Source organism: Streptomyces jeddahensis (assembly GCF_001642995.1).
Lineage (GTDB): Bacteria > Actinomycetota > Actinomycetes > Streptomycetales > Streptomycetaceae > Streptomyces > Streptomyces jeddahensis.
In genome coordinates this window covers 66,345-86,423 of record NZ_LOHS01000206.1, presented here as the reverse complement: position 1 = coordinate 86,423, position 20,079 = coordinate 66,345, and the positions used below count along the sequence as shown (strand labels likewise).

19 protein-coding genes are annotated in these 20,079 nt (G+C 70.5%); 15 read left to right on the top strand and 4 right to left on the bottom strand.

The window, feature by feature from the left end; all coding sequences use genetic code 11:
• Positions 1-132 precede the first annotated feature (132 nt).
• The 8 genes from STSP_RS36390 to STSP_RS36360 all read left to right on the top strand — a co-directional run bounded on the left by STSP_RS36390 (position 133) and on the right by STSP_RS36360 (position 7,206).
• On the top strand, positions 133-780 hold the full coding sequence (locus STSP_RS36390) for an HAD family hydrolase (RefSeq protein WP_067285583.1): 648 nt from the start codon (positions 133-135) through the stop codon (positions 778-780).
• 58 nt (positions 781-838) lie between these two features.
• The gene (locus STSP_RS36385; protein WP_078067800.1) at positions 839-2,086 is read left to right on the top strand and encodes an MFS transporter; all 1,248 of its coding nucleotides are present in this window, start codon (positions 839-841) and stop codon (positions 2,084-2,086) included.
• Positions 2,037-3,209 carry an acetoin utilization protein AcuC gene (locus STSP_RS36380; RefSeq protein WP_067285580.1) on the top strand — a complete coding sequence of 391 codons (1,173 nt, stop codon included), beginning with the start codon at positions 2,037-2,039 and terminating at the stop codon, positions 3,207-3,209. The genes STSP_RS36385 and STSP_RS36380 overlap by 50 nt, the downstream gene beginning before the upstream one ends.
• 106 nt (positions 3,210-3,315) lie before the next feature.
• A complete protein-coding gene (locus tag STSP_RS36375; protein ID WP_067285602.1) occupies positions 3,316-4,131 on the top strand; it encodes a phosphatase in 816 nt (271 codons plus the stop codon).
• A 128-nt stretch (positions 4,132-4,259) separates the two neighbouring features.
• Positions 4,260-4,472, top strand: coding sequence for a helix-turn-helix domain-containing protein (locus STSP_RS36370; protein WP_067285578.1), 213 nt, complete (start codon positions 4,260-4,262; stop codon positions 4,470-4,472).
• Positions 4,473-4,620: 148 nt separating this feature from the next.
• Entirely contained in the window at positions 4,621-4,719 is a 99-nt protein-coding gene (locus STSP_RS38030; RefSeq protein WP_003948845.1) for a 30S ribosomal protein bS22, read from the top strand.
• A gap of 352 nt (positions 4,720-5,071) precedes the next feature.
• Positions 5,072-6,136 carry an NAD-dependent epimerase/dehydratase family protein gene (locus tag STSP_RS36365; RefSeq protein ID WP_067285577.1) on the top strand — a complete coding sequence of 355 codons (1,065 nt, stop codon included), beginning with the start codon at positions 5,072-5,074 and terminating at the stop codon, positions 6,134-6,136.
• Between the two features lie 14 nt (positions 6,137-6,150).
• Positions 6,151-7,206, top strand: coding sequence for a lysophospholipid acyltransferase family protein (locus STSP_RS36360; RefSeq protein WP_067285575.1), 1,056 nt, complete (start codon positions 6,151-6,153; stop codon positions 7,204-7,206).
• A gap of 65 nt (positions 7,207-7,271) precedes the next feature.
• On the opposite strand, the gene STSP_RS36355 is transcribed toward STSP_RS36360, so the two are convergent.
• The 3 genes from STSP_RS36355 to STSP_RS36345 form a co-directional block, all read right to left on the bottom strand.
• Positions 7,272-8,468 carry a DUF5667 domain-containing protein gene (locus STSP_RS36355; protein WP_067285573.1) on the bottom strand — a complete coding sequence of 399 codons (1,197 nt, stop codon included), beginning with the start codon at positions 8,466-8,468 and terminating at the stop codon, positions 7,272-7,274.
• 248 nt (positions 8,469-8,716) lie between these two features.
• Positions 8,717-9,556, bottom strand: a complete 840-nt coding sequence (locus STSP_RS36350) for an ECF subfamily RNA polymerase sigma factor, BldN family (protein ID WP_067285572.1) — start codon at positions 9,554-9,556, stop codon at positions 8,717-8,719.
• Positions 9,557-10,252: 696 nt separating this feature from the next.
• A complete protein-coding gene (locus tag STSP_RS36345) occupies positions 10,253-11,197 on the bottom strand; it encodes an HAD family hydrolase (protein ID WP_067285570.1) in 945 nt (314 codons plus the stop codon).
• A gap of 183 nt (positions 11,198-11,380) precedes the next feature.
• Between STSP_RS36345 and STSP_RS36340 the strand changes: the two genes are divergently transcribed.
• The 7 genes from STSP_RS36340 (at position 11,381) to STSP_RS36310 (ending at position 19,451) form a co-directional block, all read left to right on the top strand.
• Complete coding sequence (locus STSP_RS36340; RefSeq protein ID WP_078067798.1) at positions 11,381-11,680, top strand: glutaredoxin family protein; 300 nt, start codon at positions 11,381-11,383, stop codon at positions 11,678-11,680.
• Between the two features lie 236 nt (positions 11,681-11,916).
• Positions 11,917-12,672, top strand: a complete 756-nt coding sequence (locus tag STSP_RS36335) for a redox-sensing transcriptional repressor Rex (RefSeq protein ID WP_067285566.1) — start codon at positions 11,917-11,919, stop codon at positions 12,670-12,672.
• Positions 12,669-14,420, top strand: coding sequence for a glutamyl-tRNA reductase (locus STSP_RS36330; protein ID WP_067285562.1), 1,752 nt, complete (start codon positions 12,669-12,671; stop codon positions 14,418-14,420). Before STSP_RS36335 ends, STSP_RS36330 begins: the two co-directional genes overlap by 4 nt.
• Positions 14,417-15,391 carry a hydroxymethylbilane synthase gene (gene hemC / locus STSP_RS36325; protein WP_067285561.1) on the top strand — a complete coding sequence of 325 codons (975 nt, stop codon included), beginning with the start codon at positions 14,417-14,419 and terminating at the stop codon, positions 15,389-15,391. Before STSP_RS36330 ends, hemC begins: the two co-directional genes overlap by 4 nt.
• Positions 15,388-17,061, top strand: a complete 1,674-nt coding sequence (locus tag STSP_RS36320; RefSeq protein ID WP_067285559.1) for a bifunctional uroporphyrinogen-III C-methyltransferase/uroporphyrinogen-III synthase — start codon at positions 15,388-15,390, stop codon at positions 17,059-17,061. Before hemC ends, STSP_RS36320 begins: the two co-directional genes overlap by 4 nt.
• Before the next feature lie 128 nt (positions 17,062-17,189).
• Complete coding sequence (hemB, locus tag STSP_RS36315; RefSeq protein ID WP_067285557.1) at positions 17,190-18,179, top strand: porphobilinogen synthase; 990 nt, start codon at positions 17,190-17,192, stop codon at positions 18,177-18,179.
• 264 nt (positions 18,180-18,443) lie between these two features.
• Complete coding sequence (locus STSP_RS36310) at positions 18,444-19,451, top strand: phosphotransferase enzyme family protein (RefSeq protein ID WP_232789941.1); 1,008 nt, start codon at positions 18,444-18,446, stop codon at positions 19,449-19,451.
• Positions 19,452-19,662: 211 nt separating this feature from the next.
• Here STSP_RS36310 and STSP_RS36305 read toward each other — a convergent pair whose 3' ends face one another.
• Positions 19,663-20,073, bottom strand: a complete 411-nt coding sequence (locus STSP_RS36305) for a RidA family protein (protein WP_067285554.1) — start codon at positions 20,071-20,073, stop codon at positions 19,663-19,665.
• Positions 20,074-20,079 lie beyond the last annotated feature (6 nt).

Genomic DNA, 20,079 nt, shown 5'->3' with positions numbered 1-20,079 from the left:
CGCCGATGGTACTGCAGGGGGGACCCTGTGGGAGAGTAGGACGCCGCCGAACAATTCTTGAGAAAACCCCCGCACCATTCGGTGCGGGGGTTTTCTGCATTTTCGCAGACTTTCTGCGTCTAGGGTCGAGGCATGAGATACGACCTGGTCATCTTTGACAACGACGGCGTCCTCGTCGACAGCGAGCGACTGTCCAACACCGTCCTTGCCGCCTATCTCACCGAGCTGGGGCACCCCACCACCTACGAGGACTCCATACGCGACTACATGGGCGGCTCCATCCACCGCGTCCACGACACCATCCGTGAGCGCTACGGCAAGGAACTGCCCCCTGAGTTCGACCAGGAGGTCCTGGCACGGACCCTCGCCGCCTTCGAGCGGGACCTTCTGCCCGTGGCCGGCGTCGTCGACGTACTCGAACGGCTCCAGGCCGACGGTGTGCCCTACTGCGTCGCTTCCTCCGGGCGGCATGCAAGGATCCGGTTCTCCCACCGCACGACCGGACTTGACCGCTGGATCGACGAGACGCGGCTCTTCAGCGCCGAGGACGTCGGACAGGGCAAGCCCGCACCCGACCTCTTCCTTCATGCCGCCGTCTCCATGAGGACAGCCCCTGAGCGCTGTGTCGTCGTCGAGGACAGCCCACTCGGCGTCCAGGCGGCTCTGACGGCCGGCATGGACGTGTACGGCTACACCGCCATGACGCCCGCCCATCGGCTCTCCGGTGCCACACAACTCTTCCCGGACATGGCCGGGTTGCTTGACCTCCTCAAGAGCTGAGCAAGATTCATCTTCTGATCCGCTACCCACGGGTACCCCGGAGCCCTACGCTCCCGCCATGACAGAAGTGCTGCGGCGCGGTAGGGCCTCTTTGGCCTTCAGCTTCCTTGCGCAGGGCGTCGCGTTCGCCCTTCTCGTGACGCGCATTCCCGCGATCCAGGACCGTTACGGGATATCCGACGGGCTGCTCCCCGCCTTCCTGGCCGCCGTGCCGATCCTCGCCGGTGTCGGCAGTGTGACCACCGAGCAGCTGGTGCGGCGGGTGCGGCCGAGCAGCGTCCTGCGCTGGTCGCAGCCGGTCGTACTGCTTGCGCTGCTCGGCGTCGGCGCGGGCGACGGCGTATGGGAACTGGCCCTGTCGCTTGCGGTGTTCGGACTCGCCGTCGGGGCCCTCGACGCCACCATGAACATGCTGGGCGTCAGCCTGCAGCAGGCCTACGGGCGCAGCATCATGCTCGGCTTCCACGCCGCGTACAGCCTCGGCGGGATCGCCGGAGCGTCGCTCGCCTGGGCGGGGGCGCACTGGGAGCTCTCGCTCTTCATCTCGTATCTGCCGGTGGTCGTGGTGCTGCTGCCGGCGGTGTTCGTCGGCAGCCGGTGGTACGTCGATGCGGACGCCTCCCAGGACACGGGGCCCGGACCCAGCGCGGAACGAAGCACCGTGGAACGAAGCACTGTCGGTTTCCGCCTGCTGCTGCCCTTCTGCCTGGTGATGACCTTCGCGTACATCGGGGACTCGACCGTCTCCAACTGGAGCGCGAAGTATCTGCAGGACGTGCTCGGCAGTTCGGAGCAGCTGGCGACCGTTCCGTACAACGTCTACATGGTGACCACGCTGATCGGGCGGTCGCTGGGGGATCTCGGGGTGCGGCGCTTCGGTGCCGCCGCCGTCGTGCGCGGTGGGGCGCTGGTGGGCGCGGCCGGATTCGCGGTCGTGGCTGCCGCGCCCGGGGCGTGGGTCGGCATGCTCGGCTTCACGCTGCTCGGGCTCGGGCTGTGCGTGATCGTGCCGCAGACCTTCGCGGCAGCGGGGCGGCACGCTTTCGAACATCACGGCCCCGGGGCCTCCGACGCGGCGATCGCGCGCCTCAACGTCTTCAACTACGTGGGCTTCCTCGTCGGCTCCCCGCTCGTGGGCGCCCTCGGCGACGCGTGGAGCTACCGGGGGGCGATGCTCGTCCCCATGGTGCTCGTGCTTGTGACGCTGCTGTATGCCAAGTCGTTCACCGCTGGACCACACCGATACGGTGACGGTCATGAGCGGCCGCGCACAGCTGATGTGGGACGAAGCAGTAACGGGCTATGACTTCGGTCCGGATCACCCCATGGATCCGGTCCGACTGGCGCTGACCAGGCGGCTTGTCGCCGCGTTCGGGCTGGACAGCGCGATGGACGTGGTGGCGGCCAAGCGGGCGGGGGGCTCCACGCTGCGACTGGTCCACCGCGAGGACTACATCCTGGCGGTCAAGGCGGCCTCCGCCGATCCGGCGTCCGCGGACGGCACGTACGGGCTCGGAACGATGGACGACCCGGCGTTCGCCGGCATGCACGAGGTGTCGGCGCTGATCGCCGGGCAGTCGGTGGGCGCGGCCGAGGCGGTGTGGGGCGGCGACGCGCTGCACGCGGTGAACTTCGCGGGCGGGCTGCACCATGCCATGCCCGGCGGCGCCGCGGGATTCTGTATCTACAACGACGCGTCGCTGGCCATCGCGCGCCTGCTCGAGCTGGGCGCGGAACGGGTCGCGTACGTGGACGTGGACGTGCACCACGGCGATGGCGTCCAGGCGGCGTTCTGGGAGGACCCCCGGGTTCTCACGGTCTCGCTGCACGAACACCCGCGGACGCTGTTTCCGGGGACGGGGTGGCCGGAGGAGACGGGCCCGGACTCGGCGGAGGGTTCGGCGGCCAATGTGGCGCTGCCGCCCGGAACCGGGGACGCGGCCTGGCTGCGGGCGTTCCACTCCGTCGTACCGGAGCTGCTCGCCGACTTCCGGCCGCAGGTGCTGGTGACCCAGCACGGCGCGGACACGCACTTCGAGGACCCGCTGGCGCATCTCGCGGTGTCGCTGGACGCACAGCGGGCGGTACAGGTGGCGTGCCATGACCTGGCCCATGAGTACGCCGACGGCCGGTGGGTCGCGCTCGGCGGCGGCGGCTACGCGGTGGTTGACGTGGTGCCCCGCTCGTGGACGCATCTGGTGGCGATCGCGGCGGGACGGCCCATCGAGCCGGAGACCCTGGTCCCCGAGGAGTGGCGGCAGGAAGTCTATGCGCGGACGCGGCAGTTGGCGCCGGTGCGTATGACGGACGGGCGGTGGCCCGCCTCCTGGAAGGGATGGGAGGACGGGTACGACCCGGCCGACCGCCTGGACCAGGCGGTCCTCGCCACGCGCCGCGCCGTGTTCCCGCTGCGCGGCCTCCTGCCGTAGCGCGGAAAGAACAGCTCACCGGCCTCGGACAAGTGGCGTTACGCCAACTGTGCGGAGTTTCCCGGTTTCCGGGGTTCGCCAGGCGCCGGTGCGCCAGCATCGGGGCGTGTTGAGCACCGGAGCGTTGCGTGCGCATCTCCTGGCGGCCAGACTGGCCGGGCCCGTGGCCACCTCGCGTGAGGAGAGCCTGCGGAGCTACCGGCTCTTCGCGGCCCGGGATCCGCGGGTGCTGCTCGGACTCGATCCCGAGTCGACCTGGGGCCCGCGGGACGTGATCGCGCTCATGGCCCACAAGTGCGGTGTGTCGGCCGATCCCCAGCACACGACGGGGCACGACGTGATCGACCCCGAGCGGACTCTGGCGGGGCTCGACGCCTTCGCGGAGCGGCTGGGTCAGGCGGCGCGGCGGTGCGAACCGGTCCTCCTCGGGACGGGTCATCCGCATCGGCTCCTCGGCTTCTACGCCGCTTTGGCCGGTGCGCTGTCAGCGGTCGGCTGCCCCGTTCTCACCCCGGCGCAGGGTCGTCGTGTCGACATAACGACCCGGTTCGGTCTACGCACGTACAACCTCGACTACGTACGAGGAGTCGCGTTGGTGCGGGAAGCGGGCGCCCAGGGCGCCGGTTGTGACACCGGCGCACACACCCACTCGCCGCTCCCGGTTCGTACCGCGCTGGCCGCAGCCGCCGAGGCCGGCGGGCCCCTGCCGACGCTCGTTGTCGGAGACCATGGATGGGCCTGCGGGGCAGGTCAGCTCGGTATTGACACCATCGGCCTCGCCGACACGGACGATCCGGCGCTGTTCGTGGGGGAGGCCGAGGGGCGGGTGTCCGTCGTCGTTCCGCTTGATGACGCTGTGCGGTCTGATTACTACCGACCGCTTACTCGCTATGTACTCAATCGAGCGTGTCTGTCACAGTAAGCAGCCGATGGCTGCTCCTCTTCCCCACTCGCATCACCCGCCCCTAGTCTGGGGAGTGAGCGCACAGCGACGAGGAGTCACCGGAGGGGAAGCCGGTGCCCGTCATGTGTGGAAGGTTCAGGTGTGTCATGGCTGCTGCTGGCGAAAGGCCTCTGAACGAGGTTCAGTTCCTGACCGTGGCGGAAGTCGCCTCGGTGATGCGAGTGTCCAAGATGACCGTGTACCGGCTGGTGCACAGCGGTCATCTGCCCGCGATCCGGGTGGGGAGGTCCTTCCGAGTCCCGGAGCAAGCGGTTCACGAGTACCTTCGCGAGTCGTATGTGGGGGTGGAATCGGCCTGACGGCGTCCTTCGGGACCCTCGATTACAGATGCGGAGCTCGGGCGGGGTAGGCTAGCCCCTCGTAGGTCGTGTGGGCCCAAGTCAGCCCCGCACCGAGTGATTGTCCCCGCCCCCGCGGGGGTTGTCCGAGAAGTGAGCGAGGGTAGTCGTGGGCTCTGTTATCAAGAAGCGGCGTAAGCGGATGGCCAAGAAGAAGCACCGCAAGCTGCTCAAGCGCACCCGCGTTCAGCGTCGCAACAAGAAGTAAGGCGACCGCTGCACCAAGCGCGCTCTGTGGCCCTTCCACCGCACGGTGGGAGGGCCACAGCCCGTTCACCGGAAATCAGTCGCCTTTTCAGGGCATGCAGGGCGCAGGTCTTTTCCCCTGTCGTATGCGTGGTCGTACGCTGGGGCCCGAAGAGCTCGATCCCCGCGCGGATCCGTACGTAGGTCTGCTCCGTGCGGGGTCTGTGCAAGCTGTGCACATCGTCTGTACGTACTCTGTGGCTGTCGTCACTTCCTGCATCGAGTGGTCATCACAGCGCAACATCCAGCCGCTAACGTGGCGCGCAGGAGCGGCAGACAGGGCGCGACATGGGCTGGGAAGGTAGGCGCTGATCTTGGGCAAGGTCGTGCTCGTCACCGGGGTGGCCCGGCAGCTGGGGGGCCGGTTCGTACGACGCATCCAGCGCGATCCCGAAGTGGAGCGGGTGGTCGCCGTGGACGCCGTGCCGCCCGAGCACCAACTGGGGGGCGCCGACTTCGTGCGCGCCGACATCCGGCAGCCGGCGATCGCCCGCGTGCTCGCCGAGCACGCCGTCGACACCGTCGTCCACCTGGACGTCACGGGCTATCCGCTGGGCGGCGGCAGCCGGACCTCGGTCAAGGAGACCAACGTCATCGGCACCATGCAGCTGCTCGGTGCCTGCCAGAAGTCGCCCAGCGTCAAGCGCCTGGTCGTGAAGTCCAGTACGAACGTGTACGGGTCGGCGCCGCGTGATCCCGCCGTCTTCACCGAGACGACGCCGCCCAAGTCGCTGCCCAGCGGTGGCTTCGCCAAGGACACCGTCGAGGTCGAGGGGTATGTGCGCGGTTTCGCGCGGCGCCGGCCCGACGTGGCCGTGTGCGTGCTGCGGTTCGCCAACATCCTCGGCCCGACCGCCGACTCGCCGCTCGCCGACTACTTCTCGCTGCCCGTGCTGCCGACCGTGTTCGGTTACGACCCCCGGCTGCAGTTCGTGCACGAGGATGACGTGATCGACGTGCTGCGGATCGCCTCGCACGAGCCGGCGCGCGGCACACTCAACAGCGGCACGTTCAACATCGCCGGTGACGGCGTGCTGCTGCTCTCGCAGTGTGCGCGCCGCCTGGGGCGCCCGACCGTGCCCGTCCTGCTGCCCGCCGTCAGCTGGGTCGGCACGGCGCTGCGCACGCTGGGCATGACGGACTTCTCGCCCGAGCAGCTCAGGCTGCTCACGCACGGCCGGGTCGTGTCGACCCATCAGATGCGCGAGACACTGGGGTTCCGGGCGAAGTACACGACTGCGGAAACGTTCGCGGACTTCGTACGCAGCCGCGGACCGGGACTGCTGCCGCCGGAGGCCCTTGCGGGGGCCGTCGACCGGATCGCCGCGCTGCCGCCCGTCCTGGGCAGCAGCCACCCCCCGACGCAGAGCGCCACATGAGGAGCGCATCAACGATGGCGGACGCCAAGGTCATTCCGTTCGACGACGATCGCTCGCGCGGGGGTGCGCTGCGCCCGCCGCGCCGCCGGCCCCCGGTCCGGCGCAAGCCGGAGCCCGTGGGCACCCGCGAGGTCCAGGTCCTGCCGGGAGCGCAGGAACAGGAGCAGGGCGGTGCACAGATGACCCGTGAGCCGAAGGAACCGCCGGTGCCCCGCCGCGAGGCACCGGCAGCAGGCTGGGACCGGCGGGTCGCGGGCGGCCTGGCCTTCCTGCGGCGACGGCTGACCGGCGACTACGAGATCGACGACTTCGGGTACGACAAGGAGCTCACCGACCAGGTCCTGATGTCGCTGCTGAGGCCCCTGTACGAGAAGTACTTCCGGGTCGAGGTGAAGGGCATCGAGAACGTCCCGTCGGACGGCGGGGCGCTGATCGTCGCCAACCACTCGGGGACGCTGCCGCTGGACGGCCTGATGATGCAGGTCGCCGTACACGACAACCATCCGACGGGCCGGCATCTGCGGCTGCTCGCTGCGGATCTGGTGTTCGTGCTGCCGGTCGTGAACGAGCTGGCGCGCAAGGCCGGGCACACCCTGGCGTGCGCGGAGGACGCGGAGCGGCTGCTGCAGGGCGGTGAGCTGGTCGGGGTGATGCCGGAGGGCTTCAAGGGCATCGGAAAGCCGTTCAGCGAGCGCTACAAGCTGCAGCGCTTCGGGCGCGGCGGCTTCGTCTCGACCGCGCTGCGGACCGGGACGCCGATCGTGCCGTGCTCGATCGTCGGGGCCGAGGAGATCTACCCGATGATCGGCAACGCGAAGACCCTCGCGCGGCTGCTGGGGTTCCCGTACTTTCCGATCACGCCGACGTTCCCGTGGCTCGGCCCGCTGGGTGCGGTGCCCCTGCCCACGAAGTGGACGATCCAGTTCGGTGAGCCGATCCCGACGGACGGCTATCCGCCGGAGGCGGCCGAGGACCCGATGCTGATGTTCAACCTGACGGACCAGGTACGCGAACAGATCCAGCACACGCTGTACAAGCTGTTGGTGCAGCGGCGGTCGGTTTTCTTCTGATTACGCCGATGGGGCGCCCCCCGAGCGGAGGGCGCCCCATCGACGTAAGCGGAGGACCGGACGGATTACTGAGTGTCGTCGCTGTCGATGCCCAGGCCGGGCAGGAACGGCAGCAGCGGCGGGAGCGTGATGTCCGCCTCCGGCGCTGTGCTGTCCTCGCCGGACGGGCTCGGGCTGGTCTCGACGGGCGGGTCGAAGAGGCCGCCCGTGTTGCCGCCGAGCAGGCCCTCATCCTCGCTGGCGCCGGAGGTGGACGGCTCGGGCGTGCCCTCGCCGTCCGTGCTGCCCGCCGACGAGCCGGACGATGTGGGCGACGGGCTGTCGGTACCGGACGTGCCGGTGGAGTCCTGCCCGGCGCCTGGCTGGCCGGTGCCGGTCCCCGAGGAGGGGGATCCCGGCAGCAGCGACTGCAGCGGTGCGACGTCTTGGTCTATGGCGTCGAAGACCGAGCTGACCTCGCGGCTCACATCGCCGAGCTGGACGGGCAGGCTGCCGCGCAGGGTCGTCCAGGTGTCCCGGTGCGACTGGGAGAACGACGACAGCGCCTGGATCGGGCCGAGCGAGCCCTCCCGCTCGTATGCCGAATGGAGCAGGCGGTGGCCCTCGCTGGCGTCGTGCTGCACGCCGGAGAGTGCGCGCCTGACCGCGGACACCGATTCGTGGTCGAGGTCGCCGGAGCGGCCCCGCTCCATGAGCCGGCGGGCCTCGTTCAGCCGGGTCGCCGCCTGGTCCAGGTAGATCCGGCCGCGGTCGGAGTCGCTGTCGGCCATGCCGAGCTTGAGATCCTCCATGCCGCGCTTGAGTCCGTACAGCGAATCGCCGGGCAGGGCGTCGGAGCTGGCGGCGGCGACGCCGCCGAAGGCCCCGGCTGCCACGCCGACGGTCAGCCCGCCGGCGGCGATGCTCTTGGAGAGGCGCGAGCGCGACCGCAGCTTGCGCAGCGGACTCGCTCGGTGCGCGCCCCGGCGGGACCGCTGTTCGGGCACCGGGCGACCTGCGCCCTCGCCCCCCGCCTCCGTGCCTTCGAGCAGCATGGCTTCCATGGCTGCCACGAGCCGCGCCCGGTGGACGACCTTGACTCCGGCGTCCAGCTCCGGCTTCGGCAGCCTGCCGAGACCGGTCGCCAGGGCCACCATCCTCTGTTTCTCGGCCTGTTCGGACGAATCGCCGGGCTGCTCGGCCGCCGTGCCCCCGTCGGAATGATCCTCCAGGGCCTGGGCGAAGGCGTTCGCCCGCCGGTGTGCCGATACATTCGCGATCACTGGCGGCACCTCCTCTCGTCATGACGGTCGACTCCCCAGGGGGTCCTGAGGGTTGCACACCTTGAGCACATCCACACGATCGAGTGATCGGTGACGGTCATGGTGCGACCACAGGGAGCCTGTATCCCGCACAACGAGCGGCTCGGCACTTGGGTTACGGACGGAGCATGAGCGGGCTCTGAAGCCAACGAGCTTTCACCGAACGTGAGTTGGAGGTCGCTCAGTGTGCTGTTCGGGTCTGTGTGCGCTCAGCGGGCGTCGTCCGGGAGGAGACGGGCCAGGGTGCGCACGGCCCGGTACTGGAGGGTCTTGATCGCGCCTTCGTTCTTGTCCATCACACGGGCGGTCTCGGCGACCGAGAGGCCCTGGAGGAAGCGCAGGGTCACGCACTCCTGCTGCTGGGGGTTGAGGCGGCGTACGGCGTCGAGGAGCGCGGCGTTCGACAGGGACTCCAGGACGGAGTCCTCGGGGCTGCGCTCGACCTCGTTGGCGTCGAGCATTTCGCCTGTGGTCACTTCGAGGCGGAAACGGCTCGACTTGAAGTGGTCGGCGACCAGGTTGCGGGCGATCGTGACCAGCCAGGCGCCGAAGTCGCGGCCCTGCCAGGTGAACGTGCCGATACGGCGCAGGGCGCGCAGAAAGGTCTCGCTCGTGAGGTCCTCGGCGGTCGCCTTGCCGCCCACGCGGTAGTAGATGTACCGGTACACGGTGTCGCTGTACTGGTCGTAGAGCCGGCCGAACGCCTCGGCCTCGCCGGCCTGGGCCCGCTCCACCAGGTCCATCATCCGGGCGCTGTCGCTGTCCGCCGCGGGGCGCCGTGCGGTGGGCGTGGCTGTCCCCGCGCGACCCCCTCTGGGGGTCTCCCGTCCGTCGCCCGATCGCCGCCCCTCGAGGACGGAGCGCCGCGCCGAACCCTTGTCGATGCCGTCCGTGAGGGCATAGCAGGGGCCCGCGGGGCCGCTGGCGATGCGCGGCGCGGCGAGAGCGGGGGCGGGATACGCGGTGGGGACGAAGCCGCGCAAGTGGTCGACGACCGCTGTGCGCAGCGTAGCCAGGCCCGAGGCGTCAACCCCGACGTATGGGTACACGGGACTCCCAGAGGCAGAGCTTCCATCACGTGCAGTACGGGACCGTTCACTCGTCGTGGCGACGCGTGGGTACCGATTTGCGTCTGAGGAGAATAACGCTTCGTACAGGCAGCGCTACACCCAGTTGCTCAAATCATCGATTCCGTCGCTTCTGTTACTGATCGACGGCCTATCAAGTGCCGGGAAGTGAACGGTTGTTGATCGGATTAGTTCGCGTTCGGTCCGGGAGGGGGGCGTGTTGTGTACGTGAGTCGTGGCCGACTGTTGTGGGCAGGCGTTCCGCGGGCGGAACGGGTGGGCACAACCCACGTCGGGCGGTGCCCTGCCCGTGGGGGTGCTCGGCACTGCAGAGGGTTGCCCTGCGTCGTGGTCGCCCGGGGGGTAGGGGCGTTGCCCTACGCAGAGGGGTGCCGCTGTGCCCACCCTCCCCCATTGCCTTAAGGGCATGGGAGGTACCCCCATCGCCCCAGCGGCACGATTGCCCACAGCGGCGGGCGGCACGATTGCCCGCGGCGATGCGGCGATGCGGCGATGCGGCGATGCGGCGATGCGGCGATGCGGCGATGCGGCGGTGCGGTTGCGCGCGGCGGTGGGAGGCGCGGGTGCCTGCGGCGGTACGGGCGGTGCCGTGGCCGTGCGTGACGTGATGCGGTGCCCGCAGTCGCCGCGGCACGTCTGCCTGCCGCGGCTGGTGCGTCAGCGGCGGCGGCGGTGGATGGCGATCGCGGCTGCCGTGCCGCCGGCGACGGCGCCGACGCCCGCCGCGGCCGGGATGCCGACCTTCGCGGCCTTGCGCCCGGTGCGGTAGTCCCGCAGGCGCCAGTCCCGCTCGCGTGCGTGCTTGCGCAGCTTCGTGTCGGGGTTGATGGCGTACGGGTGGCCGACCAGCGAGAGCATCGGGATGTCGTTGTGCGAGTCGCTGTACGCCGCGCAGCGGGAGAGGTCCAGGCCCTCGGCCGCCGCCAGCGCGCGTACCGCCTCGGCCTTCGCGGGGCCGTGCAGCGGTTCGCCGACGAGCTTGCCGGTGTACACGCCGTCGACGGACTCGGCGACCGTGCCGAGCGCGCCGGTCAGGCCGAGGCGGCGGGCGATGATCGTCGCGGTCTCCACCGGCGCGGCCGTCACCAGCCACACCTTCTGGCCGGCGTCCAGATGGGCCTGCGCCAACGCGCGCGTGCCCGGCCAGATGCGCTCGGCCATGTACTCGTCGTAGATCTCCTCGCCGATCGACATGAGCTCGGCGACGCGGTGGCCCTTGACGATGGACAGGGCGGACTCGCGTACGTCCTGCATGTGGTCGGGGTCCTCGACGCCGGCGACCCGGAACCACGTCTGCTGCCAGGCGAACTTGGCCAGTTCGCGACGCTGGAAGAACTTCCGTTTGTACAGGCCCCGGCCGAAGTGGAAGATCGCGGCGCCCTGCATCACGGTGTTGTCGAGGTCGAAGAACGCGGCGGCCTTGTGGTCGCCGGCGACCGGGAACTCCGGCTCCTCCGCCGCCTTCCCGGGCGCGGGGGCCGGGGCGAGTTCCTCCAGCTCCTGGGAGGTCTTGCGCGCTGCCTCCGCCGAGGCCTCGCCCGCGAGCACGCTGCGGGCCGTGGCGGAGCGCCTACGTGGGGTGAGCCATCCGAGAGCGGCCATGTCGCGAGCATAGCCAGTTCGTCCGGCGGTTCCGGAGTCGGGAGGATTCGGCGTTGTGAACTCTCTGCGACCGCGCAGTTAAAGGAGTGATCCCGTCCGCGTGCCGTCCGCGCGTCGTGGTGGCCGGTGGGCGCTGCGGAGGTCTGGTGCAGTTGGGTTCCCTTGTGCGGCGGCCGGGCGAGAATGGCGCGTATGAGTCCCATTTTTCGGCGCACCGACCGCCGTACGGAGAAGAAGGCGCCGCAGGACCGCCTCGTCACGCTGATCGGCAAGCCGGGCTGTCACCTGTGCGACGACGCCCGTGCGGTGATCGAGAGGGTCTGCGGTGAGCTGGGGGCCACGTGGGAAGAGAAGGACATCACGCAGGACGAGGAGCTGTACCGCAAGTACTGGGAGCAGATTCCCGTGGTGCTGGTGGACGGCGCCCAGCACGACTTCTGGCGTGTGGCCGAAGACCGTCTCCGCCGGGCCCTTACCGACTGACGCCGGCGGCCGGGCGGAACTCCATGATCACTACACCGACACGCTCCGGCCAGGGACGAATGCGCTTCGCGGTCGGTTCCCGGAATGCCTGCCGGAGCCGCGTGACCCCGGTCACTTTGGCCGGGCAAATCGGACACCATCTTTGTGCACGCGTTCACAAAGACATAGCCTGCTTCCGACGGGGCGGTCCTGGGACGTACGACCGCCCGCAGCCCCGCTCTACCCGCAGGAGCACCGTGGCAACTGGCCGAACTCACCGACCGGCGACCCGCAGCCGAGGGATTCCCGAGGCCACCGTCGCCCGGCTTCCGCTGTACCTCCGAGCACTCACCGCGCTGTCGGAGCGCTCGGTACCCACGGTCTCCTCGGAGGAGCTCGCCGCGGCGGCGGGGGTCAACTCCGCGAAGCTCCGCAAGGACTTCTCGTACCTCGGTTCCTACGGGACGCGCGGCGTCGGCTACGACGTCGAGTACCTCGTCTACCAGATCTCCCGCGAGCTCGGCCTCACCCAGGACTGGCCGGTCGTCATCGTCGGTATCGGTAACCTCGGCGCCGCCCTCGCCAACTACGGCGGGTTCGCCTCGAGGGGTTTCCGGGTTGCGGCGCTCATCGACGCCGATCCGGCGATGGCCGGGCGCCAGGTCGCCGGGATCGCCGTGCAGCACAGCGACGAGCTGGAGAAGATCATCTCCGACAACGGAGTCTCCATCGGCGTCATCACCACCCCGCCGGGTGTCGCCCAGCAGGTCTGCGACCGGCTCGTGGCCGCCGGGGTCACCTCCATCCTGAACTTCGCGCCGACGGTCCTCTCCGTGCCGGACGGCGTCGACGTACGCAAGGTGGACCTCTCCATCGAACTGCAGATCCTTGCCTTCCACGAGCAGCGGAAGGCGGGCGAGGAGACCGCCGGCGAGGACGCTGTCGCCGCCTCCGTGCCCAAGGAGACGCCGAAGGGACCCGACGGGGACGTACCCGTCGTGATGCCGGCATGAGCCTCCTCGTCGTCGGGCTGAGCCACCGCACCGCTCCCGTGAGCGTGCTGGAGCGCGCCGCGCTGTCCGTGGACGCGCAGGCCAAGCTGCTCCAGGACACGCTGGCCGCGGAACCGGCCGCCGAGGCCGCGGTGCTCGCCACCTGCAACCGGATCGAGCTGTACGCCGACGTGGACAAGTTCCACGCGGGCGTCGCCGAGCTCTCCACGCTGCTCGCCCAGCACAGCGGGGTCGGGCTCGAGGAGCTCACGCCGTACCTGTACGTGCACTACGAGGACCGGGCCGTCCACCACCTGTTCTCCGTGGCCTGCGGCCTGGAGTCCATGGTGGTCGGCGAGGGCCAGATCCTCGGCCAGATCAAGGACTCCCTCGCCAGGGCGCAGGAGCTGCACACCGCGGGCCGGCTGATGAACGACCTGTTCCAGCAGGCGCTGCGGGTCGGCAAGCGCGCGCACTCGGAGACGGGCATCGACCGGGCCGGGCAGTCCCTGGTCACGTTCGGCCTGGAGCAGCTCGCGGTCGGGGCGCCGGTCGGGGAGTGGGCCCAGGGCAAGCGGGCGCTGGTCATCGGCGCCGGTTCGATGTCCTCACTGGCCGCTGCGACGCTCGCGCGGGCCGGCGTCGCCGAGGTGGTCATCGTCAACCGCACGCTGGAGCGCGCCGAGCGCCTCGCCGAGATCCTGACGGAGCAGGACGGCACGGCGGTGGCCGCCCGCGCGGTCCCGGTCGACGCGATGGCCCGGGAGCTGACACATGCCGACGTGGTGGTGTCCTGTACCGGCGCGACCGGTCTGGTCCTGACCGCGGACGCGGTGGCGGAGGCCGTATCGGGCCGTACGTCCGCCCCGGCGGGCTCTCGTACGGACGCTGGCGGGCCGGTGGCGGCGGACCGTGCCGACCGCTCGGCAGCGGCGCGCCGCGGGGGCGCCGGCGACGACGTGTGCCCGGTGGACCTGTCCGCCATGCAGGGCGCCACGGGCTTCTCGGTCATGGGTGAGGCGGCCGTGGCCGGGATGGACGCGGCGACGCTGGAGCAGCACGCCGCCTGGGTCGACAACGCCACCTCCGACCGGCGCGAGAGCCGCCCCGCGGCGCCGGACCCGGCGTCGGAGGCGGATGCGATCGCCGCCCTGGTCGCCGCCGCGGCCGCCACGGGCCGGGTGCCCGAGGGCCGGGGACCCGCCGCCGTCAACGCGCCCGCACACCCCGCCGTCCTGTCCCTCCTCGACCTCGCCATGCCCCGCGACATCGACGCCGCCGTGCACCGGATCGCCGGGGTGAGGCTGGTCGACATCGAGTCGCTCGCGGAGGCCTCGGCGGACGCGCCGATGGCGGCCGACGTGGACATGGTCCGCGGGATCGTGTCCGCCGAGGTGGCCGCGTTCGGCGCCGCCCAGCGGGCCGCGCACATCACGCCGACCGTGGTCGCCCTGCGCACCATGGCCGCCGATGTGGTGGCGAGCGAGATCGCGCGCCTCGAAGGGCGCCTGCCCGGCCTCGACGACAAGCAGCGCGGTGAGATCACGCAGACCGTACGGCGCGTCGTCGACAAGCTGCTGCACGCGCCGACCGTACGGGTCAAGCAGCTCGCGGCGGAGCCCGGCGGCGCCGGGTACGCGGACGCGCTGCGGACCCTCTTCGACCTCGACCCGGAGGCGGTCGCCTCCGTCTCCCGGGCCGACCTGAACGACGCCGACGTCACGAGCGTCAACAGCGTCCAGAACGTCAAGAACCGAGGGCTGTCATGACCGAGAAGGCACTACGACTCGGGACCAGGCGCAGCAAGCTCGCCATGGCCCAGTCCGGGCATGTGGCGCAGGACGTGCGCCGGGTGACCGGACGGGACGTCGAGCTCGTCGAGATCACCACGTACGGCGACACCTCGCGCGAGCACCTGGCGCAGATCGGCGGCACCGGCGTGTTCGTCACCGCGCTGCGCGACGCCCTGCTGCGCGGCGAGATCGACTTCGCCGTGCACTCCCTCAAGGACCTGCCGACGGCGCAGCCCGACGACCTCGTCCTCGCGGCCGTACCGCCGCGCGAGGACCCGCGCGACGTGCTGGTCGCCCGCGACGGGCTCACCTTCACGCAGCTGGCTGCACAGTCCCCTGCGGGGGTCCCGCGCATCGGCACCGGTTCGCCGCGGCGCATGGCGCAGCTCAACGCGTACGCCCGCGCGCACGGCATGGAGATCGAGACCGTCCCGATCCGCGGCAACGTCGACACCCGCATCGGATACGTGCGCAGCGGGGAGCTCGACGCCGTCGTGCTGGCCGCCGCCGGACTCAAGCGCATCGGCAGGATCGATGAGGTGACCGACTTCCTGTCGGTCGACACCGTTTTGCCCGCCCCCGGCCAGGGGGCCCTGGCAGTCGAGTGCGCCGCGGACAACGCTGCGCTCGCTGCCGCGCTCGCCGAACTCGACGACCCGTTCACCCGGGCCGCCGTGACCGCCGAGCGGTCCCTGCTCGCCGCCCTGGAGGCCGGCTGCAGCGCACCCGTGGGTGCACTCGCCGACCTTCTGGCCGACGGGCAGATTGTCAAGGAAATGCGCCTGCGCGGCGTCGTCGGGACCACCGACGGCTCGACGCTGGTGCAGCTGTCCACCACCGGTCCCGTGCCCGAGACACACGACCAGGCAGTGGCGCTCGGTCGCGAACTCGCCACCGAGATGCTTGCCAAGGGCGCGGCCGGTCTGATGGGGGAGCGAGCACTTTGAGCCCCACCACCTCGAACCACCCAGCCGTTCCCGCGCACGGGCACGTCACCTTCCTCGGTGCCGGACCCGGGGATCCCGGGCTGCTGACACTCCGCGCCGTCGAAGCGCTGGCAGGAGCGGACGTCCTGATCGCCGAGCCGGAAGTGCTCGACGTGGTCCGCGTCCACGCCCCCGCGGGCGTGGCCGTCGTGGACACAGGCACGCCCCAGCTGACGGTAGTTGACGACGCGTCAGCCACCGTCGTACCCCCGGAGCCGAGGGATGCGGCCAATCTTGTCATGGAGGCTGTGCGGGGCGGCAAGCGGGTCGTCCGTGCCGTCTCGGGCGATCCGGGGCTCGATGCGTACGCCGCGGGGGAGATGCTGAAGTGCGCCTCCGAAGGCATCACCTTCGAGGTGGTGCCGGGCATTGCCGCGGGCGTGGGCGTGCCCGCGTACGCGGGTGTGCCGCTGCGGGATGCGGAGGGCACGGACGTGCGGTTCGTCGACGCCCGTACCGCGTCGGACCGCTGCTGGACCGAGGTCGGCACGTCTGACGGCACCGTCGTCGTCTCCACGACGCTCGACTCGGTGGCCGCGGCCGCGGCTGAACTGGTGTCCGCCGGACGTAAGCCGGACACTCCGATGTCGGTCACCGTCGCCGGTACGACGACGCGGCAGCGCACCTGGTCGGCGACGCTCGGCAGTATCGCGCAGACCCTGAAGCAGGCGAAGGTGCTGCCGTCGCCGGAGGGTCACCGCCCGGTCATAGCCGTGGTCGGCGAGCGGTCCGCGGCCGCGCAGCGCGACCAGCTCTCGTGGTTCGAGTCCAAGCCGCTGTTCGGCTGGAAGGTGCTCGTGCCGCGCACGAAGGAGCAGGCGGCCTCGCTCTCCGACCAGCTGCGGTCGTACGGCGCCGTGCCGTCCGAGGTGCCGACCATCGCGGTCGAGCCGCCGCGTACGCCCCAGCAGATGGAGCGCGCGGTCAAGGGCCTGGTCACCGGGCGGTACGAGTGGATCGCCTTCACCTCGGTCAACGCGGTCAAGGCCGTCCGGGAGAAGTTCGAGGAGTACGGGCTCGACGCGCGCGCGTTCGCCGGGATCAAGGTCGCGGCGGTCGGCGAGCAGACCGCGAAGGCGCTCGTCGCCTTCGGCGTGAAGCCGGACCTGGTGCCGAGCGGCGAGCAGTCGGCCGTGGGTCTCCTGGAGGACTGGCCGCCGTACGACCCGGTCTTCGACCCGATCGACCGGGTGTTCCTGCCGCGCGCCGACATCGCCACGGAGACGCTGGTCGCGGGCCTGATCGAGCTGGGCTGGGAGGTCGACGACGTCACGGCCTACCGGACCGTGCGCGCCTCGCCTCCGCCGGCCGAGACCCGCGAGGCGATCAAGGGCGGCGGCTTCGACGCGGTGCTGTTCACGTCGTCGAGCACTGTGCGGAACCTGGTGGGCATCGCGGGCAAGCCGCACAACGTGACGGTGATCGCGTGCATCGGCCCGGCCACGGCGAAGACCGCCGAGGAGCACGGGCTGCGGGTGGACGTGATGGCTCCGGAGCCGTCGGTCCACAAGCTGGCCGAGGCACTGGCCGACTTCGGCGCGGCGCGGCGGGCGGCGGCGCTGGACGCGGGGGATCCGGTGACGCGGCCGAGCGAGCGCCGTCCGGGGGCACGGCGGCGTCGTACGACCTGAGCGCGGTGGGTGGGTGGCCGTCCGTGGGCGGCCACCCCACCAAGACGCCATCGGACGGGCCGTAAGCCGGTGTCAGCGTCGACAGGGCGTCGGCAAAGGCGCCCCCGTGCCGGGCGTAGCGTAGACGCATGACGAAGTACGGTTCCTTTCCTGGTACGCGTCCCCGTCGGCTGCGCACCACCCCCGCCATGCGGCGCATGGTCGCCGAGACCCGGCTGCACCCGGCCGACTTCATCCTGCCCGCGTTCGTGCGGGAGGGCGTGAGCGAGCCGGTGCCGATCGCGGCGATGCCCGGGGTGGTGCAGCACACGCGCGACAGCCTGAAGAAGGCGGCCGTGGAGGCGGTGGAGGCCGGGATCTCCGGGATCATGCTGTTCGGGGTGCCAGAGGAGTCGAAGAAGGACGCCGTCGGGACGCCGGGGACGGACCCCGACGGGATCCTGCAGGTCGCGATCCGGGACGTGCGGGCCGAGGTCGGGGACGACCTGCTCGTGATGTCCGACCTGTGCCTCGACGAGACGACGGATCACGGGCACTGCGGTGTGCTGGACGAGCAGGGGCGTGTGGACAACGACGCGACCCTGGAGCGGTACGCCGAGATGGCCCAGGTCCAGGCCGACGCGGGCGCCCACGTGGTCGGCCCCAGCGGCATGATGGACGGTCAGATCGGCGTCGTCCGCGACGCGCTGGACCAGATCGGCCGCGAGGACGTGGCGATCCTGGCGTACACCGTCAAGTACGCGTCCGCGTTCTACGGACCGTTCCGGGAGGCCGTCGCCTCCTCCCTGCAGGGCGACCGGAAGACGTACCAGCAGGACCCGGCGAATGTCCGGGAGTCCCTGAGGGAGCTGGCCCTCGATCTGGAGGAGGGGGCCGACATGGTGATGGTGAAGCCGGCGGGACCGTACCTGGACATCCTCGCGCGCGTCGCCGACGCCGTGGACGTGCCGGTGGCCGCCTACCAGATCTCCGGTGAGTACTCGATGATCGAGGCCGCGGCGGAGAAGGGCTGGATCGACCGGGACCGGGCGATCCTGGAGACCCTGACCGGGATCAAGCGGGCGGGCGCGCAGAACATCCTCACGTACTGGGCGACGGAGGTCGCGCGGAAGCTCTAGCCGCGCCGACTGTCCCAGCCACAACGGCGGCAACTTCGGTGTGCGCGTGGATCAGCAGGCTCCACGGGGGTTTGCAGTTCGTTCGGGCGGGGGTTGCGAAGTCTGCGCTTGAGTCCGGTCTTGGCGATGTAGCCGTCGATGAGGCCGGCGTGCAGGGGCACATGGCGTCGGGGTCCTGATGGCGCGGACAGGTGGCACCTGGGCTGGCCGGTGTGGAAATCGGCTTGTGGCTGTCAGCTGCATGATCAAGGCTGACTCGCGATGATGCCTTTGACTGAGATCGACCGACTGAAGCAGACCGTGTCCGAAGCGTGGGACAGCCCGGTCGCCGACCAGGTCGCCGCCGAGTGGGGTTACCCCGCCGGCACCGCCAGGTGGTGGCGTTCCAGCGCCTCCCATGTGTTCGTGCTCCCCGACAACGGCCGGCGGCGCTATCTACGGTTCGTGCCCGGCTCGTATCGCGGGCCGAGGCCCGTGACTGCGGTGGCTGAGCTGATGGCACGGCTCAGCGACGGCGGGTCGCCGGTGGTGCGGCCGGTCGCCGCCGAGTCCGGGGCCCTGACCGTGACCGTGGCAACCGGGCTCGGTGCCATGCACGCCATGGTGGTCGAACCGGCGCCCGGCGAGGAAGTCGACATCACCGAACTCAGCGAATCGCAGGCGTGGCACTGGGGACAGGCACTGGCGCATGTGCACCGCGATGCCGCCGGGCTCGATGCCGGACTGCCCGAATCCTTCGGCGAACTGCCCGCTATCGGCGAACTGTTCGCCCACGACACCGCGTTGGTCGAGGCTACGGCGAGGCTCGCCGACTTGATGAGCGACCTACCACGTGGCCAGGACCGCTGGGGAGTAGTGCACGGCGACTTCGAGTTGGACAACATGGCCTGGGAAGACGGCCGGCCGGTCGCCTACGACTTCGACGAGGCCGCCCTGTCCTGGTACGCCGCCGATATCGCCTATGCCGTGCGCGACCTGACCGACCACACCGGCCAGCCCACAACCGAGCACCGGGCGAGGTTCGACGCCTTTCTCGCCGGATACCGCAGCGTGCGCCCGTTCGGCGACGAGGACGTGGGGCGCCTGCCGCTGTTCGCCGGACTGCATGCCGCGACTTCTCTCGTGCGCATCACCCGCGCGCTGGGCGAACCTGACCAGGCGGAACCAGAATGGCTGACCGAGCTGCGCAACGATATGACAGACATGGCGCGCACACACCGGAAACTCGTGATCGACATCGGCCAGGCAGTGGGCCGAGGTATCCGCCTCTAGGTGCCCGGGTCGTTCGGGGGTTGAGGCTGCCTTCGGCGGCGCGGAAGGCATGGTCGCGCACGGCGGGTCTCCGTTCCTTCGATCGCCGTCCGGCATCCCACCCCAGAGCAGACCCGCGCGGCGAGCGCTTTTCCGTGGCACGCGAGCCGTCATGACCGCAGCATGACAGGGCTGCGGGTATTACCGTGCCGCCTCGGACGCCCTGACGGGCTCAGTCAGGCAGAGCTGCCGTGAGGTCCACCTCGACGAGCTGCCCGCTGAAGCCAAGCTGCGAGACACCCAAGAGCGTGCTGGCGGTGGTGAACGCCGGCCCGATGACCGATTCGGTGAGCCGCCGCCATACAGCTGCCAGGACGTCGGTTTCGTCACTGCGCACGTAGATCACCGAGCGCACGACATGCCGCGGTTCGGCGCCTACGGCGGCCAGCGCGGTCAGCGCGTTTTCGGCAACCTGGTCGACCTGCGCGTCCAGGGATCCGGGGCCGACGAGGCGCCCGTCGCGGTCGAGCGGACACTGTCCTGCCAGGTACGCGGTCCGGCCGGCCGCGACCACGGTGATGTGGTGGTAGCCGGGAGTTTCGTGCAATTGGTCGGGGTTGATGCGGGTGATCTTCGCACTCATGCCGAC